This window comes from Paenibacillus sp. 2TAF8, assembly GCF_052114825.1.
Classification (GTDB): domain Bacteria; phylum Bacillota; class Bacilli; order Paenibacillales; family Paenibacillaceae; genus Paenibacillus.
Map to the genome: position 1 here is coordinate 88,527 of NZ_JBFRFN010000007.1, position 26,016 is coordinate 114,542.

A 26,016-nucleotide genomic window follows, 5' to 3' on the forward strand; every position below is an offset into this window, starting at 1 on the left:
TAAGTTGGTTGGGAGAGAAGACGGGTTTCGTCTAAACAATCCTACTCTCCTAAAACGTTAGAGAAGGTGGCATAGTTCGGAAAAGGGGCCGAAGTTAGCGTAACTGCACAGTGGCTGAATGCTAACGATCACCAGAAGCCTTATTTGGGCAAAAACGTAGACAAAAAAATTCTAACGATCCCCAGTGACGCTATTTTGCTGAGATTGCTCCAAATGGCTTAGAAAATGGCCGCAATCAGCAAAATAGGCTCCATACGGATCGTTAGAATTGAAAATTCCTCAAAAATGGCTAAATAAGCTCATCTGAGATCGTTAGAATTCAGAAGCTCCAATCCCACGAAACATGTGTAATCGGAGCTTTTGAACTTCGCACCATTGCCACAAGCAATGGAAACAAACAAAACAACGTAACCAAAACAACGCCCACCTCCCTAGTTCATTCGCGCCTCGAGCCTTCTCGCGACGATGGAGAGGGAGTAGTTGATGATGAAATACAGTACAGCAGCGAGCAACAACGCCGGGATGATGTAATCGAAGCTTTGACCGCCGAGAATCTGCACATTGCGCATCAGCTCCGGCAAGGAGATGATGATCGCCAAGGACGTATCCTTCAATAGAGAGATGAACTGGCTGACCATGGGCGGAGACATGCGGCGCAGTGCCTGTGGCATAATGATGCCGATAAGTGTCTGCATGTAGCTTAGGCCGGAGGAGCGGGCAGCTTCCACCTGACCACGTTCTACAGACTTAAGACCGCTTCGCACGATTTCAGCAATCATGGCGCCTTCAAACAGACTCAGTCCCACAACCGTGGACCAGAAAGGTGGCATTTTAATGCCAAGCTGTGGTAGCACGATATGGATAAAAAAGATGATGAGTAGCAGCGGCAGGTTACGAATGGTATCTACGATGACCGCCACAATCTGGGAGAGGACGGGGATTCGTGTAAATCGTATCGTACCGAGCAGTGTGCCCAGCACAAAGCTGAACACAATGGATAAGCCTGCTACTTGAAGGGTTACCCAAAATCCTTGCAACAGGAAACGAAGGTTAGGCCATTCATAGGCCCCGCTAAAGTCCATACGTTCGATGCCTCCTTCGGTGAGCGATATATGTTCAATGCGTGATCTGCGTAGGCTACCCTACATGTTATGCTCAAACTGAATATCAAGCCGAATTTATATGCGACATGGAGACTGAGCTCGAATAAGAATATAGAATATTCCAAACGACATGTGGAGCCTTATTTAAGGCTGGTCTTGGGGAATCACCGCATCTTGGCGAATCACCGCATGTGACTGGGGTAGTAATACCCTACATCGTAACCTGCCCGGCAGGTTTGTTTTTCTTCGGTTTACCTTTGGGTTTGCGTGCCTCTGCGTCACTCTGTCCAAATCTGCGTTCCATATAATGCACCAGAAAGCTGAGTGGTAAGGTCAGCGTCAGATAGAATAGGGCAACGATGGTGTAGACGCTTAGTGGCTGGAATGTATCCGAGTTTACAATGTCGGCAAAATACATCAAGTCCATGCCGGCCACAACCGCCAGGATGGAAGAGTTTTTGACCAGATTAATAAATTGGTTGCCAATGGAGGGCAGGACAATTTTGATCGCCTGCGGCAGAATGACTGAGTTCATGGCCTGTACATAAGACAGTCCGGATGATCGTGCTGCCTCCAGCTGTCCGCGAGGTACAGTTTGAATGCCTGCCCGAATCGCTTCTGCGATGAAAACGGCTGTGTATATGGTTAGTCCCAGTGTGCCTGCGACAAATCCATCCAGAGAAATACCCAGCGAAGGCAGTCCGAGATAGAAAAAAAACACGACCAGCAACAACGGAATGTTGCGGATAAACTCAACAAAGGCCGTACCAAACCAGTTCAACGGTTTGACCGGTGAGATTCGAAAGATCGCCAGAATGGCCCCCAGCACAAAGCTGCCAATCAGAGCGATCACGCTGACTTGAATCGTATTCAGAAATCCTTCCATAAAACGATCGGAGTGTCTGAACAGTACGCTGAAATCCAATGTGCCCATAACAAGAGCCCCCGTTCTCCAGGTGTGAAAATAAAACAGCAGCGCATCTGCTACATGCGAATCTCTCGCATACAGCAGATGCTATCCAGTACATATTGCATGTTTAGTTGATGGCATAATTGCCCATCTTCAGATACATGGACTATCCCAGCCTTAGTTGCATAACTGCCATGTCATCAGGCTTTATACTTGGCGTCATCAGACGCATGGAATACCTCACAACAAGCCTGAATTCACCGCACCTGTTTAAGTTAAGCATAAGTAGCCTGCTAAACGTTACTCCGGCTTGCTACCCAGCCATTTCTCATGCAACGTGTCATACTCACCGCTATCCTTCAGGGCTTTCAGCATCTTGTTCACTTCTTCTACAAAAGCCGTATCGCCCTTGCGAATCGCCATACCATAAGGCTCGCTTGTGAAATTGCCGCCAACCAACTTGTAGTTGTTGTCTGTTTGTTGCATGCCGATGAGGATGATATTATCGGTTGTCAGCGCTTCGCCTTTGCCTGCTTTTAGCGCTGTAAACGCATCCTGATAATTATCGAACTCCAGCACTTCGGCCTTCGGTGCCTTTTCGCGGATATTCTGTGCGGACGTAGAGCCTTTCACGGCAAGTACCTTCACACCATCCAGGCTCTCTAAACCGGCGATGACACTGTCATTTTTCACCAGAAGGGATTGGCCTGCCTCGAAGTACACATCACTGAAATCCACTTGCTCTTTCCGCTCATCCGTGATGGTCATCGTCGCAATGATGATATCGATATCTCCGTTTTGCAGCATTGGTATCCGTGTTTTGGACGTTACTTCTTTCAGTTCGACCTTCGTTTCGTCTCCCAGAATCTGCTTGGCGAGTGCCTTGGCGATATCAATATCAAAGCCTTCCACATCTCCACTGGCCGGATCTTTCAGTCCAAATAATTTGGTGTCATATTTCACGCCAGCAATCAGTTTGCCGCGTTCCTTAATCCTTTCAATCGTCCCTTGTGCTTCTGCGTCGCCCCCGCCACTCGCGGAGGGTGTGTTTGTACCCGTGGAGTTACAGCCAGATAATACAAGAGACAACACAAGCACCAACATTAACGTTAAAGACGGGAGTTTCATCCTATTTTTCATCAATTTAAGACCCCTTTCAAAATGTGGAGTGAGCATAAATGATCGAATTAACGTCTGAGTGAGTAATGGCTTTTATTTGTAGAGTGAAGCATGAGCAATTAGGATGGGGCTAGTGATGGATCAGGCGGCTAAGGAACTGTTGTGCTCTTTCTTCTCGGGGGTTGTCAAAAAACTCTGCTGCGGACGCTTCTTCTACGATCCGTCCCTCATCCATGAAAATGACCCGATCTGCCACCTCACGGGCAAAGCCCATCTCGTGGGTAACGACCACCATAGTCATGCCGTTGTGGGCAAGGGAACGCATCACATCCAGAACCTCTCCGATCATCTCGGGATCAAGGGCAGACGTCGGTTCGTCAAAAAGCATAATCTTAGGCTCCATGGCGAGTCCTCTCGCAATGGCTACGCGCTGCTGTTGTCCGCCGGACAACTGGGAAGGGTAGCTGTCTGCTTTATCGGCAATGCCGACCCGCTCCAGATATTTCATAGCGGTTGCTGTTGCTTGGGCTTTGGGTTGTTTGCGTACCTTTACGGGTGCAAGGGTAATGTTGTCGATGACTTTTTTGTGGGGATACAGATTGAAATGTTGAAAAACCATGCCGATGTCGCGGCGGAAGAGGTTGATATCCACCTTTTTCTGATGCAGAGGAATGCCACTGACGACGAGTTCGCCTTCGCTGATGGTCTCCAGGCGGTTAATACAGCGGAGCAGTGTGCTTTTGCCAGAGCCTGAAGGTCCGACAATAACGACTACTTCTCCTTCTTCGATACGAAGATGAATATCCTTGAGGACATGGAAATGACCGAAATGCTTTTGCACACGTTTGAATTCAATCAAGAACACACACCCTTTCTGCAATGGAGAGTATAAATGGAATAAAAAGGTATTATTGCAAAGTGGTTATTTAATCATACATAGACATCCTGCTAATAGCAATTAGTCTGTAATAAAACGTGACATAAGTAATGGTTTTTGTAGGGCTTTGGCCCAATTTTACGTTATATATATGTTAGATAGTTGATTTTCTTGTGACGAATGCTGACAGAAAAATGAATCGATATTCCTAGTTTATTTACAATGACTGGAATTGATGTATATTGTAAACTGGAATTGGTGTCCTGTTTTTATAAATGGGCTAACAGAATATAAATAACAAATAACATCAAGTTCACACTGTACATGGCAAAAAAGCTCAACCCGTCCCTAACGTGCCGTTGATATGATGAAACGAGAGAATCATAGTAGAGAGGATGATTTCGTACCATGAACATATACCGTTCCCCAATGTCTGCAGGGTCAGGCAGTGCAGCTGATCTTCAAGCTTACGAAGTGGATCTGCCTGTTATTCCTAAAAATGATTTTCATATTACTGATTATGGTGCTGTTGGAGACGGTATTAAGGATAATACAGAGGCCCTCCGGCTGGTTATTGCCGCATGTGCAGACGCAGGTGGGGGCAGGATTATCATTCCTGCCGGCGTGTGGCTCACTGGACCGATCGTGCTTCGTAGCCGAATTGAACTGCATGTGCAAGCCGGCGCGCTGGTAACCTTCAGTCAGGATTTCAACAAGTATCCTCTTATTGCATCAAGCTTCGAGGGTTGGCAGGTTGTACGTTGTCAATCTCCAATTGATGCAGACGGGCTCGAAGATATTGCGATTACGGGGGAAGGCATCTGGGATGGCGGTGGTGAAGCCTGGCGTCCGGTGAAACGTTCCAAAATGACCGCTGGCCAGTGGAAGCGACTGCTTGCCTCTGGTGGTGTTGTGGAAACGTCAGAAACGGCGGATGAACAGATCTGGTGGCCTTCCCAATCTGCGATGGATGGCGGTGCCATTGCCGAGAAGCTCTACCTGGAAAAAGTACGTGATCTCGCCTCGCATGAACAGATTCGGGATTTCTTGCGGCCGAACATGGTTAGCTTGCGCCAATGCAAACGGGTTCTGCTGGAAGGGCCTACATTCCAGAACTCACCGGCCTGGAACCTGCACCCCTGGGCATGTGAGCATGTGACGATTCGTAAAGTAAATGTGCGAAACCCGTGGTTCTCCCAGAACGGAGATGGGCTGGATATTGAATCATGTCGTCATGTTCTGGTAGAGCAGAGTATATTTGATGTCGGCGACGATGCGATCTGTATGAAGTCAGGTAAAGATGCCGAGGGGCGTGAACTCGGGCTACCGTCGGAGTACGTTACGATTCGGGATTGCACGGTGTATCATGGTCATGGTGGCTTTGTGATCGGAAGTGAAATGTCCGGCGGTGTTAGGCATGTACGGGTAACGGATTGTACGTTTATCGGCACGGATATCGGACTGCGTTTCAAGAGCGCACGCGGACGCGGGGGGATCGTTGAGGATATTCAGATTGAGCGCATCTATATGAAGGATATCATTATGGAAGCTATTTCGTTTTCCTTTTTCTATGCCAATATGGAGGGGTCTGCCCGCGGTGGGGATTTTGCAAAAGAGGTCAGCGAAGAAACGCCAGTGTTCCGCGATATTCGCATCTCGGATGTAGTCTGCGCGGGGGCCGAGACAGCACTGTTTGTTAGCGGTCTGCCGGAGATGCCTCTGGACAGCGTAAGTATCGAACGTTACAGCGTGGAAGCTCGTACTGGCGTTCAGTGTGCTCAGGCGAAACATTTACAGATTACAGGGCTTCAGGCACAGATCACCGAAGGTCCGCTCATTCATCTTCACAACTGCAAAGGCGCTACACTGGAGGATATTAAAGGTGTGGGTGCGGATGGGAAGCTGCTGAAGGTCACTGGACTTGAATCTGCGGGGATCGTATGTCGGGAAACGGATGCAGATACGGAAGGACGACAGATATCAGTGAGTCCAGAAGTCCGAAGTGGAGTTATCATTCGTAGATAAAGCGGTGTGTTATTTCTGCGGTGCAGTATCTTGCCAGCCGTTTAAAATAGCACAAGAAGTAAGTACCAAGTTAGTAGTGTAGTAGGGCAGCCATGTATACAGTCCAATCATCGCCTGAACTTCTCCTGAGATAGAGAAGGGCATATACTGGAGCTGAAGCACGGCTGCCCAATTGGGGTTTGTATAGGAAGTATAGGTTTGGACAACATGTTACATTCATCGATGTTCTTTGCGATAACGCAGTGGCGTTGTCCCAGTGATCTGTTTAAAGGTTTTGTTAAAATGAGCAGTATGCTCGAAGCCTACCTTTTCTGCGATGAATTGCACTCGCTCTTGTGTCGAAAGCAATCTTCGCTGTGCCTCTCGAACACGAACGATACGCAAGTATTCGCTGAAGCGAAATCCGGTAAGTCGGCTGAACATTCGGCTCAGATAAGAAGGGCTGATATAGAAACGGGCTGCTGCACCTTCCAATGTAAGAGGTTCGGTATAGTTTGTATTTACATAGGTTACAATTTCACTAATCTTGTCCTGCATCGGGTGTAATGAACCTGGATTGGTTTCCCGGATCATCTCTTGTGCCCGATGGATATGGATCAGAAGATGAGCCAGCAGACTGCGTACGGCGATCTCATAGTGAGGGCGTCGTTCTTTGCACTCCTGCAGCATCTGCCATAATATGCGTTCAACCTCAGGCTGATCTGACTCGGGAAGACGGAGCAGACTGGAGCATTTGAATGGAAGCAGACCACAGATGCCTAGCTCCATACCCGTGGCAAAAGCAGGAGAGAAACCAATGAGAATCCGTTCGAAGCCAGGTTTGCTGCCTTTGGAAGTGGTGTGTACATCATGCGGGTTGATGAGAACCAGGTCGCCTTTTCGCGCAGGCAAAATCTGTCCATTCATGGAGTATACCCGTTCACCTTCGAGCAGGTAATATAATTCGTAAAAGGGATGAGCATGAGGCTGCGGCATCGCGTTTCCGTCATGTCTTCGCATATGTTCAATGGTGAAGGCATAATCACCAATCCGATATTTGGGTCCAATCCGATCTTCAATGAGACTCATTATGCAACTCCTCTCTACTTCAGGCTTGGCGTTAATACTCATATCATAACGGAAAGATGATATTTTTGTAAACGCTATCATATAGAGTGAGCTTCATTTTTGATTAAGTTAATCCGGTTCTTTTGGCACGACAAAAATTATAAAAAAGGTGAACCGCTTGAAGGTTACCCGTTGTAAAGGTGACAAAATGGATATGTTGTTTTAGAGTAAGGAGAGCGAGGTCATGCTCCGGTCTGAGAGCGTCCCCGAATATGAGTTGGAAGGAAGGAAACAAGTTATGACAACACATGAATTATCACCGCTAGTAGCTGCGCTGGATATGCAGCCTCACGTTGAAGGTGGTTGGTATAAGGAAGTTTGGAAAGCATCTTATCAAATCCCGCAATCCGTATTACCGGATGCCTACTCGGGCCCGCGCTTCTCGGCAAGTTCAACGTACTTCTTGCTTCATGCTCATGAGATATCCGAGTGGCACACGGTGCTTTCGGATGAACTGTGGTTATGGCATAGCGGCAGTCCAATTGAACTGAAATTGGGCGGTAACGGCGAGAATCCGGAGAATGAGGAAGTACTGATTCTCGGTATGGATATCGCGGCAGGGCAATCTCCGCAGGTACTTGTTCCTGCGGGTGTATGGCAAACGGCACGTCCACTGGGCGATGAGCCGGTGCTGGTCACTTGTGTCGTGGCTCCAGGCTTTCACTTTGATGATTTCAAGCTGGTGTCCAAAGGATAAGAATCTAATCAGGATTGCATAACAAAAGGGACGAAGCGGGGGATTAATCCTGCTTCGCCCTTTTTTGTTAATTATGCTGGTGGGATGTCCTAGGCACTGCTCGAAGTTGCTGAATCTGATCTGGACGTAGTAACAATCTTAGAAATTAAAATTGTCCGGATCGGAACCGAATCGTTTATTCTCGTTCAGGCCGTTGATCTGTTCGATTTCCTCAGCGGTTAACTCGAAATCATATAGCTCGGTATTGGCATGAATACGTTCAGGGGTTACCGATTTCGGGATGGTCACGATGCCGTTCTGCAGATCCCAGCGCAAAATGACTTGTGCCGGAGATTTGCCGTATTTGGCAGCGATGTCCTGAAGTAAGGGATACTCCATCAGGTTTCCTTGACCAAGTGGAGACCAAGCTTCAATCTGAATTTCGTGTTTACTGCAATATTCACGCAGCTTCGTCTGGGTCAGGAGGGGGTGAAGCTCCACCTGATTGACTGCTGGTTTTACGGTCGCATCTATCATGAGGTCTTCCAGATGATGAATCTGGAAGTTGCTCACGCCGATGGCACGGATGCGTCCTTCTTTGTGGAGCTTTTCCAATGCTCTCCAGGTGTCTTTATATTTGCCTTTGACAGGCCAGTGGATCAGATAGAGATCAAGATATTCAAGTTCCAGACGTTTCATGCTCTCTTCGAAGGCTGCAAGTGTACTTTCGTAGCCCTGATCACTGTTCCATACTTTGGTTGTAATAAACAAATCTTCACGAGCAATGCCAGATTCACGTATGCCTTGAGCGACACCGGATTCGTTGTTATATACTTTCGCGGTATCGATGCTGCGGTACCCAGCTTTTATCGCTGTTTTGACGGCATCTACAACCTCATCTCCGTCTTTCACTTTGAATACGCCAAATCCAAGCCATGGCATTTTGACTCCATTATAGAGCGTAGTTGTGTCTTGAACGTGTTTCATGATCTGTCATTCCTCCTCTGATTCTTCTATGAATTTCCTAAATATAGAGTACTATGATATTAGTAATTGGTCGAATTTTCTAAAATATAATTTACGCAAAATCAGATAATTAAATTTTTATAATTTTGATTTAAAACATATTTAGTGGTGATGGACTATTTATTTAAACAATAGTAACTATTTACAATAAGATGGTTTATGATTCCAAAACACTATGATATAGTAAATTTAGTACATATAACCTATATAGCAATCTCTATATTTACAATATCACATCGGTTTGTTAAGGCTTATTGCTATTTTTGTGACTAAGTAGGCTCAGGCCTTCAGTGAAGTTTGTTTTGCCTGTAAGCGGTGTTTCCAAAAATCTGAGAAGGTAGGTATAACTTTGGAAAAAAACAATGAAGATTATGAGCAGGCGTTAAAACGGGTTAAAGCACTTAAGGATTTTTATATTCATCTGGTGGTATACGTTCTTGTGAATTCAGGATTGATTGTATACAATCTGATTTTCTACCCGGATAACATATGGTTTATATATACGTTGTTAGGATGGGGAATTGGAGTGATCGCACATGGGTTTACCATTTGGGGTGGTGGATCTATATTTGGTGCTGAATGGGAGAAGAAGAAAATAGAAAAGTACATGAATAAAAAGTAATTATGGGTAAATTGGGCTCCATAATAAAAGAAATTATAGTGGGTCCGGTTTAATTTATATAGTTTGTAGATTATACATAATTATGATAAAGGGAGTCGTTGATAACGGAGATGAGTGAATTACACGTTGTGGTAGGTACAGGACCACTAGGAATGGCAGTCATGGAGCAGTTGTTATTGAGGAACAAAAAAGTGCGAATGGTTAACCGGAGTGGCAAGATCGATTCACCGGCACCGGCTAATGTAGAAGTAGTTAGAGGAGATGCAACTGATGAACTAGAGTTCGGCAAGGCTTGTTTGGGGGCTTCTGTTATCTATCATTGTGCCAAGGCTCCATATAAGGAATGGCCTGAGAAGTTTCCGCCAATTATGGATGGAGTGATACATGCAGCCCAAACTGTGAATGCGAGAGTTGTATATGCAGATAACTTGTACATGTATGGACACACACAATCAAAAATATCTGAGGGGTTACCCAATCAAGCTACAGGACGTAAAGGTGTGACTCGTGCTAACATGGCGGAGACACTGATGGATGCACATAACAAAGGAAAAGTGAAATCTGTGATCGGTAGAGCACCAGACTTTTACGGTCCGGGAGTTTTGGATTCTGCTCTGGGAGAACGTGTCTTTGGAGCTGTTCTTGATGGTAAGCCATCAGAGGTATTAGGAAATATAGATTTGCCTCATACCTATATTTACATTAAGGACTTTGCAAAGGGGCTTGTGGAGCTGGCAGAGGACAACGAGTCTTATGGGCAGATATGGCACATCCCGAGTGCAGAGACAACGACGACCAGGGAAATAATCACGCGTATCTATAGATTGAAAAATCAGGAGCCGAAGTTTCGTGTAGCACCTAAATTTTTTGTGAACGTGATGTCCCTCTTCAATTCTGATATGAGGGAACTTAAAGAAATGTTGTATCTATACGAAGCTCCTTTCGTTGTAGATACAGAAAAATACGAAAGAAGATTTAAGAAAAATGTGACATCACATGACGATGCTATATTAGAGACATTGGCATGGTTTGAACAAAGAACCTCTACAATATAATATGTTCAGTATATTGCATGACCCTTCTGTATCTTAGAGGGGTTCTTCGATTTTATTTTGGGATAAAAGTGAAGGTTTGGTTTTGACTCTTGTGGGTGATAAGATGGAGTATACGAGAAAATGTACAAAACATATTTGGAAGTAGTGATCCTTAATAACGGTCCAGGGAAGTTAGTCGTTAGAAGAATTAATTCAAATGATCGACTCGTATGCATTTACATAATCAACCCATAAAGCGTGGTTATTTCGTATGACAAGTCGAGCCGCGCGATTAACGATAAAGGAGCAAAAATTATCATGGCAAAACCTAAAAAAACCAAAACGGCAGCAGCGTGGTCTCTCGTCATTATGGGAGCGGGTTTCGCAGCATCATTACCATTCCAAGGGGTACCGGTGGGTAAACTGCTGGTGGGTTCGTTTGAAGCGGGACTCGTGGGTGGACTTGCGGACTGGTTCGCGGTAACTGCGTTGTTCCGCCATCCGCTTGGCATTCCGATTCCTCATACGGCATTACTGCCGAAGAACCGGGATAAAATGACGGAAGGGTTAGTCTCTGCTGTCGAGAATAATTTGCTCAACAAGGACAGCATTACGGAGAAAATTGCTGGCTTCAAAGCAGCTGAGATTGTGCTGGATACAATGGGGCGGGAACTGCACAGTGACGGCATCAAAACCATGATTGATACGTTGTGCAAACGTATTTTGGCCGGGCTTCCGCTGGAGCAGATTGCTCCGATTGTTGCCAAAGAGATCAAGTCACAGGCCGGGGCGTTCGACTTGGGACCGATTCTCGAACGGGCGGCTGTGCAGGTAACGGAGCGAGGGTATGATGCCCAGGCTTTGGATTATGCGTTGAAACAGGCAGAGGAATGGTTGGTCAAACCGGAAACGATTCTGTTCCTGGGTGAAAGTGGCATGAAAGCCATTAGTGGTATCCAGATGAATGGACTTATGCAGTTCGCGATGAATGCATTCATGGGGTATTTGAATGAAGACCGTCTGGGCGGCATTATTCAAGGATATCTTTTTGACAGGGTAGAGGATATGAAACGGGAAGGCAGTGCGCTGCGTTACAAAGTTCTGGATATGCTTCGTACACAGGCCATACGTCTTGCGGTGAGTGAAGCTGTGCAGGACGGCCTTAACGGGTGGAAGAATAATCTGCTGGATGGCTGGAATGCCGAGGAAACCGTATTGAACAAACTCACAGAAATGCGGGATAAAGCGCTCGCTGCGATGGAGGATGGACGATATGTGGACACATATGCGCTGCCTGCTATTGAAAAAGTTCTAGCGGATCTACGTGCCGATGATGCGTTAATGACTAGCATGAATGCCAAGATTGTGGAAGGTGTCACCACATTGCTGGAGAAAAACCACTCTAAAATCGGAAATCTCGTGCGCGAAAATGTAGATAAAATGGATAATGCTTCACTCATCTCAATGATTGAAGATAAAGTGGGTCAGGATCTGCAATGGATTCGGATCAACGGCGCGGTGACCGGATTTATCATCGGGGTCTTGCTTACCGCGCTACGGATGGTACTTGAATAGAAGGGAAGGCCGGGCCTTTCTGGCTGGCCGACAAGAAGGGCCGCTAGTGTAAGAGCAGCTATTTTTTAGGAAATTCGAGCTTTAGGGAGCATAGTAAACAAAGCAGGCTTTCTTTTTGACGCCAAAAGGTGTTGGGAAGAAAGTTTTTGTTTTTTATTTGGAAAAAGTTAAGTCTCGATTGGTACAACAGTCTTAGAAGCGGGTAATATACACCCAAATATAGGTATGAATCAACTAGGAGAAAAGTTTCAGGAAAACGCTCCTGTGAGCGGATGTGCCTTATGTTGATTTTGTACTATGATGCATGTAACAGGTGAGGGGGGCGCTCTTTACTTACATAGCTTTGAGCCAAAAGGGGGAATTGCTATTCCGCGCACAAAATGGATGAGGAGTTTATTCGCACTGATGATGGTGTTCACTATATTGCTAGGAGGGTGTCAGAAGATGACGGAGAGTGAGAAACAGGCGTTGTACCAAGAGGCTGAGAAGGTTGTGGTACAACATTTTAAAGAAAAGTTTGAACTAGATGTGGTCGCTACGAGCAAGGAACTGCTGCCAGAGATGGCGATGTCGCAGATCGGACTGAAAGGGCATGTGAAGGATCATGATGATCAGAACTTTGGCATATCGTACGATTACAAGAAAAAAATCACTAAAAATCTCGTGATTAGTCCCGAGCTCGAGGAAGTCATTAAAGCTAAAGGACATGATCCATACGCCAAATAAAAGGGGAGGTGCAGTGATTGAGTAACGGCAGGAACATTGATGATGAAACGTACAAAACCTTATCGGAGTTAGCCTATCAGGATCAAAAGGCAGGAGACCGCCTGACGGAACTCCCCGGCTGGCAAGTGCTGGAGGGTACAGAGAGCAATAAATTTTCCGGATTCGATGCCGTGACGTTCTATAATCCGGAGACCAAAGAAGCGGTCATTGCCTATCGGGGAACCGAAGGCAGTGCCTCACTGGACCGCTCGGTGCCTGATTTTGTGATGGATGCACGCATTGGGGGCGGAGAGTTGATCCGCAAAGGGCAACAAGACGCAACACAATTTGTAGATAACCTGACACCGGATTGGCTGGACAGAGGTGTTCAGAATATCAAAGATTCCACAGGTATTTCCAAAGTGGAGAACTGGGCTGGCGACCGGGTAAGGGATGTACAAAACTGGACGGGCGATCGAGTAAAGGATATTGAAAAGACCTATTCGCCTACGGGCTGGGCTAACCAGATGTATCAGTCGGAAGATTATGCGAACCATATGAAAGAAAAATATGGGGATCTGAATTTCTCTCTGACAGGACACTCTCTCGGGGGTGGCGATGCACAGTATGCTTCCGCTTATACAGGTCTTCCTGCGGTTACATTCAGTGCACCTTCAGTTATGGGCAACTTGACTCCTGAAATGCGTCGGCGAGTTGAGGCGGGGGAACTCGATGGCCAAGTTATCAATTATGCCAATCCGGGAGATCTGGTCGCTAGCGGAACGTTAGGTGGATATGATCGTCACGTAGGCTCTACGTATTATATCGATTCCAATTACGCAGATGCGAATAATGGTGTAAGTCTGATTGATAAAATAAAAAATACATTTGGCGGAGAAAACTATCACAGTCTTGATCAGTATGACTTCAAGAATGGTTATATCTCCAACGAATTGTATGATCCAATTACGGGTGAGCGGGTTCGTTATTCGCCAAGGCTCATGGAGAATCTGGGACCGCTGAGCAAAGCTGTAGGCCCGATGGGGCTGAGAGGCGGTGTAGGCAGAGGCGCGGCCGCAGCGCTGGGATCTGGTCTGATTCAGGTTACTCCGGAAGAGCTGAAAAGTGTAGCTTCCCGCTGGAAACAAAATGCCCAGCAATGCAATGCCGAGCTGAATCAGGTGCGGACACGTATGGCTCAATATTTACATTCAAGCCGTAGCCGCAGACTGGAGCCTATCGTGACTCACTTGGATGCATCCATCCAGGAGCTGAGCACATGGCATATGAAGCATACGAGCCAGTTCCTGAACTTTATTGAAGAAAAGGCGGAGGCTTTCCGGCAGGCGGATGAGAGTCCGGTGAATTTTAACTAATGTTAGAAGTCAGGCTGGAGAGATAGCGTTGAATTCAAGGTGAGAACGTGCACTGAGGGGGAGGGAACAACGGATGAGCGGACAATTGCTGGTGGAATTGAATGACCTGCGGATTGCGGAAAAAGAGCTGTCACAGCTACTCGTTCGCATGCAAGCGGATGAGCAGGAGGCTAGAGCGCTGTACAGCCGTCTGAACGATTGGAAAGGACAATCTGCCGATCATACGAGGCAGCAGATCGAAGAGTTCTTTGCAGGCCTTGCCAAGCGGATCCAATCCATAGAAATGCAGAAGAAAAGTCTGATCCAGTATATTGAATTTATGATTCAAACAGATGAGCAGCGTTAAAATAATTTATAAAGTACAGGAATTAAAGTACGCCCCTCAACTCCGGAGTTAATCGATGTTGAGGGGCGTACTTTAATTTACTCTATAGTGTTTTTTTTCTGAACGTTTTTCTTAATTAAATAAACGAGAAGATACCAAAATCCTACGAGCCCGGTAGCAGTTAAACAAACGAATACAGAAGTCATAGTAATCGTTCTGGTAATTACATAAAAATCCAGTAAACCAGTTGAAAATGATAGTATTCACACACAGGGCAATGGATTTTGAGTATGAGTTAACCCCAAAAAAGGAGTTTACAGCTGAACGGGGATATCCCGTTTGCTGCAAACTCCTTTTCGTATATTACTAAAATATTTTACCTCCGGCCACCCCGGACAGGTAAACTGCTGATTAGCGTTTTTTACGGCGAGTGGCCAGTGCAATGCCCAGGAAGGACATGATCAGAGCCAAGATGGATACGATTAACGTTGCCTGTTGTAGCTTCAACGTTCCTGCATCGGAATCCGTGTTGTTGGGTTGGCCTGTTACCGTATCAGAGAGAGCATCACCCAGAGTGGTGTCATCATTTCCTTTTTTACCATCCGTTGCAGTGTCAGAAGCTTTGTCATCTGTGGCGGTACCTGCTGTACCTGCACTGTTATGCCCATCACTTGTTCCACCTGCTGCAGCATTGCCAGCTGCTGCCGGATCTTCGCTGATGGTTGTGATGCTGTGAGGCGTGTTTGCCCCCGGTTGGCCTGTCCATTCGACAATGCTGCCATCGCTGTAGTATTGGAAGGCATCCCAAACTACTTCTGCTTCGGTTTTTGGGTTCTGTGCGACAAAGTTGAACTGTTGGAACTGTCCAGCCAGAATTCCCTGGTTATCTCCATCAATCTCCCAAGTAATAGAAGTCACTTCGTTGGAATCGTTCTTCTCGGTTGTGATCTTCCATCCAGCAAGCGGCTGATATTGCTTAAATGCAACACCATCTGGAATTTTGAGTGTAATTTTAGTTGTTGGCAGCTCTTTCTCGGACGGTATTTTAATCGTATATGTCTGCCATGCACTCGTTTGTGCGACGGACGGGTTTACCGTAACGTGAGCGCTGGCCAAACCGGAGAACAGCAGGAATGCTGCTGCACCTGTTGCCATAGCGGATGTGAATTTGGATACCCATGATGTCTTCTTCAAAATGATAACCCCTCTCATTCTTATGCAAATCGTTTTTAGATACACTTCACTCTTATGAAAATGTTTCGTTGTTTACTTCGCCTTTGCTGCCTCAATCTTGAACTCGGCATCCAAGGCATCAAGTGAGCTTGTCAGCGCATGGACTTTAATGTTCCACTTGCCCGGCATCGAGATGTAGTCCTCTGCCTTATATATGCCCGTATCGTTCTTCGGAATGGTGATTTCATAGATGCCCATATCCATATCCAGATGGATCAGAGACAACGTCACCTGTTCGAGATCCTTGACGATACTGCCATCCGCTCGTTTTATGCTGACTTCGAATTGATTTTCGCCCACTACGTTTGGACTTACCTGAAGTGTTATCACGGAGCCGTCATCTGTCGTCTGTGTGCCCTTATAAGGACCGACGGGTGCTGGTTGACCTGGAGACAGATGTGTCAGTACAGCCGCTAGCCCAAGAATGATGGCACCTGTAGCGAGTTCAGCTTTTAAACTGCGAGACAACCGATTACCCGTAGCGGCTCTTGCTCGTTTGGCATGAATCAGCGCGAAACCAATCATTACAATAAGCAACAGGATTTTACCGATTAGAACCAGGCCATATGCTGTTGTGAATAAGGAGTTCAGCAGCGGATCGGGCAGGATGACCAGAGTGCTATAGATACCCGTGGCAACCAGAACAGCTACAGCAGCGATACCCCAAGCGGTAAATCTCCTTAACGCAGCCCAGTAGACCTCGCCTCGCAGTTTTGCAGGCAATCGATCAGTGAGCGGCGGCAGGCACACTGCCATAGCGGTGAGAGCCCCGATCCAGAATGCGGCGGCAACCAGATGTACAAAGTCCATCGTGACCGCAAGCACACGCTGCTCTGCAGCAGCGGGGTGTCCTGTCATGGCATGGGTAAGCAGCCAGCCCAGCACAAGTAGCAATGATCCGTAAGACGACCAGATGCGGACGCGCAGGGATCGATCCAGGTCGTAGCCGGATAGAAGTGTGACTGCAAGCAACATGGCAATCAGCATCTGCAGCATCCAAATCTGTCCGAAAGAGGTCAGTTTAAGCGCGCTGCCTATCAAGGCCCAACTGAATTCGTTTAGCGCTACACCAGACTCATAGAGCGTATTCAGCGGGAGGCTTATCAATGCGGCAAATGAGGCAGCAGCATAGCTGATCCAAAGCAGCTTGTAGCTGCCCGGTGCGTCCATCGGTTCCCGTAGTAGCGAAACAGGTGCAATTCGTAGCAGCAGGAAGGCTAGCGTTCCCAGAATGACGGACAGACCGAGGTACTGAACCCAATCCGTGAATGACACGATCCATTTCAAGGGCCCGGCGGTTGCGCCCGAACCGGAGGCCAGATCCTTCAATCCGGCAGGTGCTCCAGTAGGCTCACCGATATGGAACACGTATGCTCCCGAAATGGGGTGACCATCGGCGGATACGGCTTTCCAGTTGACGACATACGTCCCGTCTGCAAGGCCGGGTTTTAGACCGGTTTCCAGAATATGCGGACGCTTGGCATCAATCTGCACACTGCCATCATCGGCCTGATTGCCATCAGGTCCAGTAATTTTAATATCATAAAAGGCCGTCTGCAGCGATTCGTTAAACTCCAACGTCAGCCGCTGTGGTGCGGTCACGAGCAGCTCATTTTCTTCCGGCGATGCCTTCACAATATATGCATGGGCAGATGCCCATTGAGGCATCGCGAGGCAAAACACCAGCAGCAGGCTGGAGAGCAGCACCCAGTGGCGTTTGCTCCATCGCAGGGTTAAGCTTCTTGCATTCAAAAAATCATCACCCTCGGGTTATAGATTTACAGTTTCCATGATTCGTCGTTCACACATAATCTATACCATTATAACTTTGTCCAAAATGGAGGCGTATGACTACATTGGGCTATAAAAAATCATGGATTACCGTATATTTGTGACAAATGCTTGAAATGATGCACTAATAAATACCATGCTGTTATATATCGCATATCAGAAGTGCCATTACTTTGATAAAATATTTATTTGCTTTTTTCTTCGGAACACAGCTTATTTACGGGGCTTACGGCCAGCAAGTCCGCTCTCCAGCGCATAGCGGGTAAGCTGCACCCGGTTATCCAGCTGCAGTTTTTGCAAAATATTTTTCAGATGATTTTTAACCGTCTGATCCGAGATGCCCAGTTGCTCGGCAATTTCGCGATTGGTATATCCGGCGGATACCCATTGCAGAATTTCCAGTTCAYGCGCGGTTAACGGATTTTCCTGCACATCTTCACTGCGAGGGGCGGGAAACTCCTGTAAAATCCGGTATGCCAGCTCTTTGCTGAGTGGTGCATCGTCACTGACAATGGCTCGTAGATATTCAAGCCAAGTGGAAGGAGACAGATTTTTGCGCAGATAACCTTGAGCCCCTTGCTTCAGAGCTTCAAAAAGGTAGGTAACATCATCTGATACAGTAACCATCACAATAATGACATACGGAAAACGAAGTTTGATCTGCCGTGTGGCTTCCAGTCCATCCATATCAGGCATCTGCACATCCATCAGAATCAGGTCAGGCATCCACTGCTCCGTTAGCTCCAGTGCTTCCTGCCCATTCTTTGCGGTCCCAATGACTTCAAATAGGCTATCCTCGGATAAAATGGTGCAAATCGCCTCACGCGCATGCGCGTGGTCATCCACAACCAATACACGTACCAGCTCCATATTAGATTTGCTCCTTTCTAATTGTCATTTGCGTATGGCCTGGTTTGGAATTCAGGAGGAATTCCCATCCCATCTGCTCCGCCCGTTCCTTCGTGATTCGCAATCCGTAACGATCCTTGAGCATCATGGGGTCTCCCGGAATTCCGATTCCATTATCACAGATGTGAACAGACCACCGGGAGGCATTGTTTTCTGTACGAACTTCTACCTTGGTCGCCTGGGCATGCTTGCGTACATTGAGCAGTGCTTCCCGAATACAGGCCAGTAGCTCCACTTGCTCTTTGGCGGAGAAGGAAATCTCGGTTAGATCCCATTCCAAGTTTGCTTCAGGAACGGTGTCACTTACGATGGATTCAACTTGGGCTTGCAGAGCTATGGCCTTGGGATCTGCAGCGGGCGAAGGCACATAACGCAACTGGGCAATGGCTTGTCTTACATATGTATTCACTTCATGCACCGTTTTTTGGATCTCGCGGATATCCTGCTCATGGTTCGTGCCGGCGAGGCTACGCCCGGCTTTGTCTGTCTTTACAGAAAGCAGGAACAGGGACTGTGAAATACCGTCATGCAGTTCCCGTGCAAGTTGATCGCGAGCTTCGAGCGCTGTTTTGGATGCGCGCTCCTGTTCCAGTGCGGCCCTTGCTCCTTCCAGCATGCGGAACAAACGGCTAAGCAGCGTCACACTGACCAGATAAACGATCACAGGTGTCAGCCAGTTTCCCGCATCCATCGATAGATAAGGCATCAGAAACTGGTGGCGAATATATTCCCACAGCCCCACGGTTAGGGTAGGGATCAGTAGAATCATCCATTTAATCTGTTTGTAGGACATATGTACATAACTCCTTTTAAGTAAAAATGGTCTTAATAAAGGGAATCAACAAAATCCGGTGATAACCGCTACTCTCCAGGTTCTTCTGTCATCGGAGTTTGTCGTGTGAAATCCTTCCTTAAAATTATTAATGGAATGAGGTTAATGGGATCATTATAACGCAACCATGTCCAAGACCCTAGTGCAAGCTGTTAACAGGAAAGTGGGGAGCATCACGGAGTATTTAGAAGGATATCTAAGAACACGGAGGGGTGAAATACTGTCATGCTAGGTGAGGCTTGATGTACTCTGCTCAGGAGGGCTCTGCCTGTTTTCGCTATGAGGGAAGGTCCTCTATACTTATATAGAACGCAAAATCATTACAAAACATGTTAAGGAGTGACGCAACAACATGAGTCAAGAAGTATTGGAACGTCGCAGTGAATTGCTCAAGAAGAACATTCACCAGATGCTTGTTCAAGACAATCAGCACGGGATCAGTCGCCAAGACAACATGTTTTTGCAGCAGATGATTAAAGAGCTGCATCAGACCTCGCATGAACTGAATACGATGAGCAACGAAGAGTCTTCACAGAACTGAATGATGTTGGATGTGTCTGATGCATCAGGTCAAAATTCACATCACGTTGAAAATGAAAATGGCGCTATCTCCTATGGGGATAGCGCTTTGGCGTTTAATTTTGCGTTTAAGCAACTATTGCATTACTGCAATAATTGCTGGGCTATCCGTTTCTCAATATAACGGATGAACAACTCGGCAAGTTCAGGGTCGAACTGTGTGCCTGAACACGCTCGCAACTCCTGTATGGCTTCCTCCACATTTTTGGTCTCCTGATACGGTCGCTCGGTGGTCATGGCATCAAAAGAGTCGATCACGGTCAGCATCCGGCACAGCTTCGGAATTTCATGACCCTTTAGACCGTAGGGATAACCATGCCCGTCGTAGCGCTCATGATGCAATTCAATATACGGAATCAGATCGGCGAAGCGGTCGTTCGTCATCACCATTTTTTTGCCCCAGGTCACATGGCCTTTAATCGTATCCCATTCCTCACATGTTAACTTTTCTTTTTTATTCAATATAGACCAGGGGATCTCCAGCTTGCCAATATCGTGAATCAGCGCCCCAAGCACGAAACGCCTCTTTTCTGCATTGTCCAGTTTGAGTACTTCGCTGATATCGAGCGCGTATTTATAGACCCGTTTGGAATGTTTGAACGTATCCATATCCTTATACTGGAACAGGTTTAACTGCTGTTCGATGTCGCGGACATCCTGAACCAGATCAATTTCGTGCTCCATGCCGTCATTGCTGCCGTGGCGATGTACGTTATTTTTCCCTTGCTTTTTGGCATAGTAGAGCGCTTTGTCAGCTTGATCCACCAGTTGAGACTTGTTATACATATCCACTTGGTATGCAGCAATACCGGCAGAGAAGGAGAGACAACCATGGGGCAATACCTCGACGCCTTCAAAAGGGGTATCATTCAGCTGTTTGCGCAGCTTGTTCATAAATCTGTAGGACTCATCGAGATCCATACCTGGCATTAGCAACGTGAATTCTTCTCCACCATATCGAAAAGCGGTAACCGGCGTGCCTTCGGTCTTGCGAATGAGAAAATCCCCAAGCAGCGCCAGCAGGCTGTCACCCTGAAGGTGGCCAAACTGATCGTTATACTTTTTGAAATCATCAATATCAAGCAAGCCCAGACAGAGCGGAGTTCCTTGCATACGTGCCTTGTTCAGCTCCGTCTCCAGCATGGTCTCGAAATAACTGTGATTGAACAGGCCTGTGCGCTGATCCGAATTCGCCTTTTCTTCAATGGACTGGTACATGATGAACAGCTGCTTGAACGCATGGGACAACAGAATGCTGAGACTCAGATATAAAAATAGACCAAGCACGCCGTTATGTACAACCAGAATGGTGAGCACCAGCGCCAGAATTAATGTGCACAGATACACCAGAAGGGATTCGGTTACGAATGCCCGTTTCATCTGCTGTAATGCATCCTTAGTTGAGAAATGAAAGAACAAACCTAGCGTGATCGTATTAATAATAAAATAAGCAGCCAGAGCTGCAACGTAAGGGAGCAAATTGTAACTATCGATAGCTCCCACCTGACCACCCGTCCATTCGAATACAGTAGCAGCCCCGGTGATCATGAGACTGTAGATACTGAAATTGACGACATGTTTCCACCAGGCCAGCTTGCGGTCTTTGATTAATAAAATGATGGAAATTGGCAGCAACACCGAGAGGCTGAATGCCCCGCCAAACATAAATATGCAGGCCAGATACACGGAGGAATCCATCGATTGCTGGTTGCCCTTCGGGGGAATCTGGAATGTAAAATAGTCGAGGATAAGCGCGGCTCCCAGCATGGTATAAACCATGACCCAGTCGGTTGTAGTCAAGTGGACATAAGACCACTTGTTCATATAGATAAAAACGCCAATCCCCGTGCAGCTAAGCAAAATAACATACATCATGCTTCGATCTGCTTTTTGGATAAGGTTACGTATAAAGTTCATAGAAAATCTCCTGCTTGGGTTTAGTCATCTCGTGATGTTAAATATAAACGAACGGTGCAGTGTTACGACCTCTTTTGAAGATATTAGACTCCTGCTCGATGCATTTATATTGGTTATTCTTGTATAGGTATATACTATATATTTTTTTTAACATAACAAGATCGCTTCCAAAAATCCAGCAAGAAAAAACAGGCCGCTCGCAGCCTGTTTGTCTGGTGTGGCGGCAAAGCCTAACCGCCAAGCTTGTATCCCGAAGTAAGTGCTACAACGACAGACGCTACGATGATGGCGTTGATGACAATGCGGGAATATTTGATGCCCTCGAATTTCTTCATGGAAAAGACCTCCCTTCCTTGGAGTCTGGTCCGATGCTCACTGGGTCTGGTATGTTTCTGCAGCTGATACCTCTTCTTTGCCCCGCTTCACCATCATGAACTGGATAAACAGGAATATGCCAACATTCATTACGACATCACCGATGCTGATGATCTGTGTTCGTGGATAAGGACTCGATAACGGGATGATGTCACCGAGAAAAGAAAGGTGAGTTGACGCGTCCATCATATAATGTTTGGATACGGCTCCACCTTCTCGAAGTAAATCGACATAATAGGTCCCGAGCACAGTAGAAGCTTCCACAGAAACAGGCATGCGGCCACCATTAACAGCCATCACGATGAAGTTGAGAAACACCCCGATCCAGATCAGCGTGAAACCCCGATGATGTCTGTTGAGCCATAAAAAGATGAGGCCGGTGATATAAACGGCAGTAAAGAGATACCCATTAATGGATGCCACCCAGCTCAATCGCTCCTGCATATAGAAAATGCCAAACTGGAAAAGTAACAGCAGCGGAAAGATCCAGCCGCCGCGTAGCTGGAGTGTTGCAAACTGGTTGAGCCCATACCGGACTCCACCCCTGAACAGACCAACAATCAAGCCGATCAGAATACCATCGTATACCATGATTAACCCCTGTTCTTGCGGATGTGCGCAACGATACTTGCGTGTTTGTGTACATAAGAAATTCGACCTGATATTGGAAATTCCTGCATAGTTAAAATGATTTTTCAGAAGAAATTTGTATATATGTATACATAAAAGCCGTCTTACCAAAAAATAAAGGTCGAAACCTGAATCCTGTTTGGTAAAGACGGCTTTATGTTTTGCTAAAAAGCGAGTGATTCATTCAATGGTTGTGTAAACCATAATTTACTCAGAACCACCATTCAAGTAATTAAAGAAAGGCTGGTCGACCCAGAAGTTGTATGAAGTGATGTCTGCTTCGGGAGCCAGTTTGCGGAATCCTTCCTGAATAGCCTTGGTATTCTCTCTCAACGAGAATGATTGGGCATAATAATGACCAAGCGTAATTTTGTTGTTCGTAATCACCGGGAAGTTAGCCAGCGCGGTTGGTGAGTAATACAGCGGCTGCCACCAAGAATTGATAATCAGCGGAGATTTGCTGTTGCTGTTCTTTTTGGCAAATTTCAGAACGATGTCATTGAAACGTGCTTTGTCCGCCGTGTTGTTAAATTCAAACTGAATGTCATATTCCTTCGCATAAGCGATGTAGTTGCCATTTTCAATCTGCGTAACTTTGTAGTCTGGTGTTTCTTTCGGCTCGCCCCACTCTTTCAGATAGATGAAGGCAGATGTTTTCGGTTGGAATTGAACATCGGCATCGATGCCTTCACTGCGAAGCAGACCGATCAATTGCACCGCATGATTGATACTATCATGACCATAAGTTAACGTCAGTTCATCGATAAAGTTGGAGTCAAATCGGCTGTCTTTCAGGTTGTACCCTGTAACCAGATCTTCCCGCAGAGCCTGATCCACAATTTTTCTGAGTTCAGGAGCTTCAATCAGGTCAGCTGTGCGATATGCAGCATAGAGCTTGGAGTAGATATCTGCATCATTGGAGCGTCCGATTTCATTTTTATATTTACCTTGGCTGATCAACACACGTCCGAGCAAAATATTCGCTGCATCTTTGCTTGCTGCTCCGCCCTTAACTAGAGCAGGATACAGACTCTCTGGAACCAGTCCGGTATCAATAGCTGCTGCCAGTTCTTGTCCTGCTTGTCCTTGCAAACGATTAGGCTTGATACCGGCTTTGGCTAGTGCTTTGGCTGTTTTGTCAGCAGGATAAGTGTATGCCAGTTCTTTGAAACCAGCTGCTTTGACGGCGAGGAATACTGCTGTATAAATGCTCAGTTGATCTTTCGCACGTACCTCCGTTGTTGCTAACACACCGTTGTTGAACAGAGCAACAGCTGCATCATAGGCATCGTCACCCGACTTTAGATCACTGAAGGCTGGTGCCTTTACGGCATCTGTACTTGCAGAAGCTACAGAACTTGCTTCTGAGATGGCAGCTATGGCTTTGATAAAATCACCCTTGGTTGCTTGCTGAGGCAACTGGATACCGTACTTGGCTTGCAGGAATTGAGCGAAGTCTGCTGCGCTCTCCGTGTAGACAGTGGGTGCTTTAACTGTAGGTGTGTTCACATTCAGCGTTTTAGACGCAACCGGAGTTGCAGATGCCGCCGAAGCAGAAACGGGCAGGCTAAGGCTGCCGAGCGTGACCGGAGCGGCGAGCAGGGCCGCCAGCGTAATCTGGGTGATCTTTTTCAAATGAAAGGCCTCCTTAAAATGGGGTGAAAATGATAGTGGAATACGGTATAATTCTGACAAATCCTATCAGAAATATAATAATTGGATTGACTTTAGCACGGAGTCGCGCCAAATGTCAACGAAAAAAAGCCAGTCGTAACAAGGCTTCCAGAGGCTGGAAATCTCTGTTCCTGCGATGATCTTCCATATGAGTGTATACGCTGAAAGTTTTATTGACAAGGATCGACATTATCCGCTAGGATAATAAAAAAGATTATTGAAAAGGGGAATTTTCAAAATGAAAAGAGGTTTATCGTTCGTCTTATCAATTGTTATGCTCGCTATTTTGCTGGCTGCTTGTGGGAATTCAGCTTCTAAAGACGAACAATCCGCTCAAGGCGGCGATTCTGAAAAATCCCTGCGGATGGCACTGGTACTTCCTGAAAAAATAGGGGTTAACCCTTTCTTTGTACAAATGGATGAAGGCTTCAAAAAAGCAGGTAAAGAGTTCAAGGTTGATACGAAAACGATCGAGTCTACAGACCCTGCAGCATTCGAGCAAAACCTTCGTGCAGCTGTAGCTGAAAATTATGATCTGATTATTACAGCAACGTTCCAAGCAGAAGATGCATTGAAAAAGGTTGCTGCCGAGAATCCAAACAAGTCGTTTGCGATTGTAGACACAGCGATTGATCTGCCTAACGTTCGCAGCGTTGGTTTCCGTGAATATGAAGGAGCGTACTTGCTTGGTGCGGCTGCCGGATTGTCTACTAAAACAGACAAAGTGGGCATGGTCGCTGCAATGGACATTCCTTTGATTAAGAAATATACAGAAGGTTTCAAAGCGGGTCTGGAGTCCGTTAATCCAAAAGCAGAATTCCTTGTGAACTATGTTGGTGGTTTCAATGACCCGGCTAAAGCGAAAGAATTGGCCTTGGTACAATTCGGCAAAGGTGCTGACTTCATCGCAGGTGCATCCGCGGTAGGTGACCTTGGTGTGTTCGAAGCAGCGAAAGAAAAAGGCTTCTATACTTCCGGGCAAGATACTGACCGTACAGTAGAAGATCCGGAGCATATCGTACTGTCCCAGTTGAAATCAACGGATACCGTTGCTTATGAGACCGTGAAAGATTTTGCAGAAGGTACATTCAAAGCAGGCGCAGTTAACTACGGTTTGAAAGAAGACGGTGTAGGTCTGACATACGTTACGCGTGACAGCGAGTCTCCATTGAATGCATTTGTTGGTCAAGAGGTTATCGACAAAGTTAAAGCGATCAAAGATGACATTGTATCCGGTAAAATTGTAGTTAAAGACCCATTGCAACAATAGTAAGAATATGAATCACTTCTTAAATATGATCAGAAATATTTCATATGAAGAATGAGCAATGAATTGATGGATGTCTATTCCATCAAGTTAGCCGGCTGCCCAACCAGGCAGCCGGTTTTGCTACTGTTACAGTGACCATATATGTTGAACTTAACGTTTACACAATAACGGAGAGGACAGAAGAAACCTGGAGAAGCGGAGCGGTTGCCTAAAAGCTTTCTGCAAGAAAGCTACATCGTAAGCATACGCTTATCCCCGGATTTTCTCCTTTATAAAAGGGAGTTCAAAAAAATCCGGGGATAACAGTGATCGAAAGGTTGTTCTGT

Annotated in this window: 23 protein-coding genes; 10 read left to right on the forward strand and 13 right to left on the reverse strand. The window is 46.4% G+C overall.

What is annotated here, in order from left to right:
• Positions 1–431: 431 nt before the first annotated feature.
• The 4 genes from AB4Z30_RS12670 to AB4Z30_RS12685 form a co-directional block, all read right to left on the reverse strand.
• Complete coding sequence (locus tag AB4Z30_RS12670; protein WP_154959977.1) at positions 432–1,082, reverse strand: amino acid ABC transporter permease; 651 nt, start codon at positions 1,080–1,082, stop codon at positions 432–434.
• A gap of 232 nt (positions 1,083–1,314) precedes the next feature.
• On the reverse strand, positions 1,315–2,037 hold the full coding sequence (locus tag AB4Z30_RS12675; RefSeq protein ID WP_441926794.1) for an amino acid ABC transporter permease: 723 nt from the start codon (positions 2,035–2,037) through the stop codon (positions 1,315–1,317).
• A gap of 276 nt (positions 2,038–2,313) precedes the next feature.
• Positions 2,314–3,153, reverse strand: a complete 840-nt coding sequence (locus tag AB4Z30_RS12680; RefSeq protein WP_441926796.1) for a transporter substrate-binding domain-containing protein — start codon at positions 3,151–3,153, stop codon at positions 2,314–2,316.
• 109 nt (positions 3,154–3,262) lie between these two features.
• Entirely contained in the window at positions 3,263–3,991 is a 729-nt protein-coding gene (locus AB4Z30_RS12685; RefSeq protein ID WP_441926798.1) for an amino acid ABC transporter ATP-binding protein, read from the reverse strand.
• A gap of 426 nt (positions 3,992–4,417) precedes the next feature.
• Between AB4Z30_RS12685 and AB4Z30_RS12690 the strand changes: the two genes are divergently transcribed.
• On the forward strand, positions 4,418–6,034 hold the full coding sequence (locus AB4Z30_RS12690) for a glycoside hydrolase family 28 protein (RefSeq protein WP_441926800.1): 1,617 nt from the start codon (positions 4,418–4,420) through the stop codon (positions 6,032–6,034).
• A 216-nt stretch (positions 6,035–6,250) separates the two neighbouring features.
• Here the strand turns inward: AB4Z30_RS12690 and AB4Z30_RS12695 are convergent, their stop codons facing one another.
• Positions 6,251–7,102 carry an AraC family transcriptional regulator gene (locus AB4Z30_RS12695; RefSeq protein ID WP_441926803.1) on the reverse strand — a complete coding sequence of 284 codons (852 nt, stop codon included), beginning with the start codon at positions 7,100–7,102 and terminating at the stop codon, positions 6,251–6,253.
• A 277-nt stretch (positions 7,103–7,379) separates the two neighbouring features.
• Between AB4Z30_RS12695 and AB4Z30_RS12700 the strand changes: the two genes are divergently transcribed.
• The gene (locus AB4Z30_RS12700; RefSeq protein WP_251509741.1) at positions 7,380–7,838 is read left to right on the forward strand and encodes a cupin domain-containing protein; all 459 of its coding nucleotides are present in this window, start codon (positions 7,380–7,382) and stop codon (positions 7,836–7,838) included.
• A 138-nt stretch (positions 7,839–7,976) separates the two neighbouring features.
• Here AB4Z30_RS12700 and AB4Z30_RS12705 read toward each other — a convergent pair whose 3' ends face one another.
• The gene (locus tag AB4Z30_RS12705; RefSeq protein ID WP_441926806.1) at positions 7,977–8,804 is read right to left on the reverse strand and encodes an aldo/keto reductase; all 828 of its coding nucleotides are present in this window, start codon (positions 8,802–8,804) and stop codon (positions 7,977–7,979) included.
• Positions 8,805–9,186: 382 nt separating this feature from the next.
• Between AB4Z30_RS12705 and AB4Z30_RS12710 the strand changes: the two genes are divergently transcribed.
• From AB4Z30_RS12710 to AB4Z30_RS12735, 6 genes are all read left to right on the forward strand, one after another.
• Positions 9,187–9,465 (forward strand): 2TM domain-containing protein, encoded by a 279-nt coding sequence (locus AB4Z30_RS12710; RefSeq protein WP_441927143.1) that lies wholly within the window; start codon positions 9,187–9,189, stop codon positions 9,463–9,465.
• Between the two features lie 110 nt (positions 9,466–9,575).
• Positions 9,576–10,520 (forward strand): NAD-dependent epimerase/dehydratase family protein, encoded by a 945-nt coding sequence (locus AB4Z30_RS12715; RefSeq protein WP_441926808.1) that lies wholly within the window; start codon positions 9,576–9,578, stop codon positions 10,518–10,520.
• A 297-nt stretch (positions 10,521–10,817) separates the two neighbouring features.
• Positions 10,818–12,074, forward strand: coding sequence for a DUF445 domain-containing protein (locus AB4Z30_RS12720; RefSeq protein ID WP_441926810.1), 1,257 nt, complete (start codon positions 10,818–10,820; stop codon positions 12,072–12,074).
• A gap of 444 nt (positions 12,075–12,518) precedes the next feature.
• On the forward strand, positions 12,519–12,800 hold the full coding sequence (locus AB4Z30_RS12725; RefSeq protein WP_441926812.1) for a hypothetical protein: 282 nt from the start codon (positions 12,519–12,521) through the stop codon (positions 12,798–12,800).
• A 17-nt stretch (positions 12,801–12,817) separates the two neighbouring features.
• Entirely contained in the window at positions 12,818–14,155 is a 1,338-nt protein-coding gene (locus AB4Z30_RS12730; RefSeq protein WP_441926814.1) for a lipase family protein, read from the forward strand.
• Between the two features lie 73 nt (positions 14,156–14,228).
• Positions 14,229–14,501: a hypothetical protein gene (locus AB4Z30_RS12735; protein ID WP_441926816.1), complete on the forward strand. Its 273-nt coding sequence runs from the start codon at positions 14,229–14,231 to the stop codon at positions 14,499–14,501.
• A 390-nt stretch (positions 14,502–14,891) separates the two neighbouring features.
• Here the strand turns inward: AB4Z30_RS12735 and AB4Z30_RS12740 are convergent, their stop codons facing one another.
• The 4 genes from AB4Z30_RS12740 to AB4Z30_RS12755 all read right to left on the reverse strand — a co-directional run bounded on the left by AB4Z30_RS12740 (position 14,892) and on the right by AB4Z30_RS12755 (position 19,206).
• Positions 14,892–15,674 (reverse strand): YcnI family copper-binding membrane protein, encoded by a 783-nt coding sequence (locus AB4Z30_RS12740; protein WP_441926818.1) that lies wholly within the window; start codon positions 15,672–15,674, stop codon positions 14,892–14,894.
• A gap of 72 nt (positions 15,675–15,746) precedes the next feature.
• Entirely contained in the window at positions 15,747–17,465 is a 1,719-nt protein-coding gene (locus AB4Z30_RS12745; RefSeq protein ID WP_441926820.1) for a copper resistance protein CopC, read from the reverse strand.
• Positions 17,466–17,717: 252 nt separating this feature from the next.
• Positions 17,718–18,374: a response regulator gene (locus AB4Z30_RS12750; RefSeq protein WP_441926822.1), complete on the reverse strand. Its 657-nt coding sequence runs from the start codon at positions 18,372–18,374 to the stop codon at positions 17,718–17,720.
• 1 nt (position 18,375) lies between these two features.
• Positions 18,376–19,206, reverse strand: a complete 831-nt coding sequence (locus AB4Z30_RS12755; RefSeq protein WP_441926824.1) for a sensor histidine kinase — start codon at positions 19,204–19,206, stop codon at positions 18,376–18,378.
• A 391-nt stretch (positions 19,207–19,597) separates the two neighbouring features.
• Between AB4Z30_RS12755 and AB4Z30_RS12760 the strand changes: the two genes are divergently transcribed.
• Positions 19,598–19,786 carry a hypothetical protein gene (locus AB4Z30_RS12760; protein ID WP_441926827.1) on the forward strand — a complete coding sequence of 63 codons (189 nt, stop codon included), beginning with the start codon at positions 19,598–19,600 and terminating at the stop codon, positions 19,784–19,786.
• A gap of 122 nt (positions 19,787–19,908) precedes the next feature.
• Here AB4Z30_RS12760 and AB4Z30_RS12765 read toward each other — a convergent pair whose 3' ends face one another.
• The 3 genes from AB4Z30_RS12765 to AB4Z30_RS12775 form a co-directional block, all read right to left on the reverse strand.
• Entirely contained in the window at positions 19,909–21,741 is a 1,833-nt protein-coding gene (locus AB4Z30_RS12765) for a bifunctional diguanylate cyclase/phosphohydrolase (protein WP_441926829.1), read from the reverse strand.
• 372 nt (positions 21,742–22,113) lie between these two features.
• Positions 22,114–22,707, reverse strand: coding sequence for a DUF5317 domain-containing protein (locus AB4Z30_RS12770; RefSeq protein ID WP_441926831.1), 594 nt, complete (start codon positions 22,705–22,707; stop codon positions 22,114–22,116).
• Between the two features lie 246 nt (positions 22,708–22,953).
• Positions 22,954–24,381, reverse strand: a complete 1,428-nt coding sequence (locus AB4Z30_RS12775) for a hypothetical protein (protein WP_441926833.1) — start codon at positions 24,379–24,381, stop codon at positions 22,954–22,956.
• A 277-nt stretch (positions 24,382–24,658) separates the two neighbouring features.
• On the opposite strand from AB4Z30_RS12775, the gene AB4Z30_RS12780 reads away from it, so the two are divergent.
• The gene (locus AB4Z30_RS12780; protein WP_441926835.1) at positions 24,659–25,690 is read left to right on the forward strand and encodes a BMP family lipoprotein; all 1,032 of its coding nucleotides are present in this window, start codon (positions 24,659–24,661) and stop codon (positions 25,688–25,690) included.
• Positions 25,691–26,016: the final 326 nt, after the last annotated feature.

Coding starts and splice junctions, on each gene's coding strand:
- AB4Z30_RS12670 (WP_154959977.1), bottom strand. CDS start 1,082: ATGGACTTTAGCGGGGCCTATGAATGGCCTAACCTTCGTTTCCTGTTG.
- AB4Z30_RS12690 (WP_441926800.1), top strand. CDS start 4,418: ATGAACATATACCGTTCCCCAATGTCTGCAGGGTCAGGCAGTGCAGCT.
- AB4Z30_RS12780 (WP_441926835.1), top strand. CDS start 24,659: ATGAAAAGAGGTTTATCGTTCGTCTTATCAATTGTTATGCTCGCTATT.
- AB4Z30_RS12675 (WP_441926794.1), bottom strand. CDS start 2,037: ATGGGCACATTGGATTTCAGCGTACTGTTCAGACACTCCGATCGTTTT.
- AB4Z30_RS12755 (WP_441926824.1), bottom strand. CDS start 19,206: ATGTCCTACAAACAGATTAAATGGATGATTCTACTGATCCCTACCCTA.
- AB4Z30_RS12770 (WP_441926831.1), bottom strand. CDS start 22,707: ATGGTATACGATGGTATTCTGATCGGCTTGATTGTTGGTCTGTTCAGG.
- AB4Z30_RS12680 (WP_441926796.1), bottom strand. CDS start 3,153: ATGAAAAATAGGATGAAACTCCCGTCTTTAACGTTAATGTTGGTGCTT.
- AB4Z30_RS12705 (WP_441926806.1), bottom strand. CDS start 8,804: ATGAAACACGTTCAAGACACAACTACGCTCTATAATGGAGTCAAAATG.
- AB4Z30_RS12760 (WP_441926827.1), top strand. CDS start 19,598: ATGAGTCAAGAAGTATTGGAACGTCGCAGTGAATTGCTCAAGAAGAAC.
- AB4Z30_RS12695 (WP_441926803.1), bottom strand. CDS start 7,102: ATGAGTCTCATTGAAGATCGGATTGGACCCAAATATCGGATTGGTGAT.
- AB4Z30_RS12715 (WP_441926808.1), top strand. CDS start 9,576: ATGAGTGAATTACACGTTGTGGTAGGTACAGGACCACTAGGAATGGCA.
- AB4Z30_RS12735 (WP_441926816.1), top strand. CDS start 14,229: ATGAGCGGACAATTGCTGGTGGAATTGAATGACCTGCGGATTGCGGAA.
- AB4Z30_RS12765 (WP_441926829.1), bottom strand. CDS start 21,741: ATGAACTTTATACGTAACCTTATCCAAAAAGCAGATCGAAGCATGATG.
- AB4Z30_RS12720 (WP_441926810.1), top strand. CDS start 10,818: ATGGCAAAACCTAAAAAAACCAAAACGGCAGCAGCGTGGTCTCTCGTC.
- AB4Z30_RS12725 (WP_441926812.1), top strand. CDS start 12,519: ATGACGGAGAGTGAGAAACAGGCGTTGTACCAAGAGGCTGAGAAGGTT.
- AB4Z30_RS12700 (WP_251509741.1), top strand. CDS start 7,380: ATGACAACACATGAATTATCACCGCTAGTAGCTGCGCTGGATATGCAG.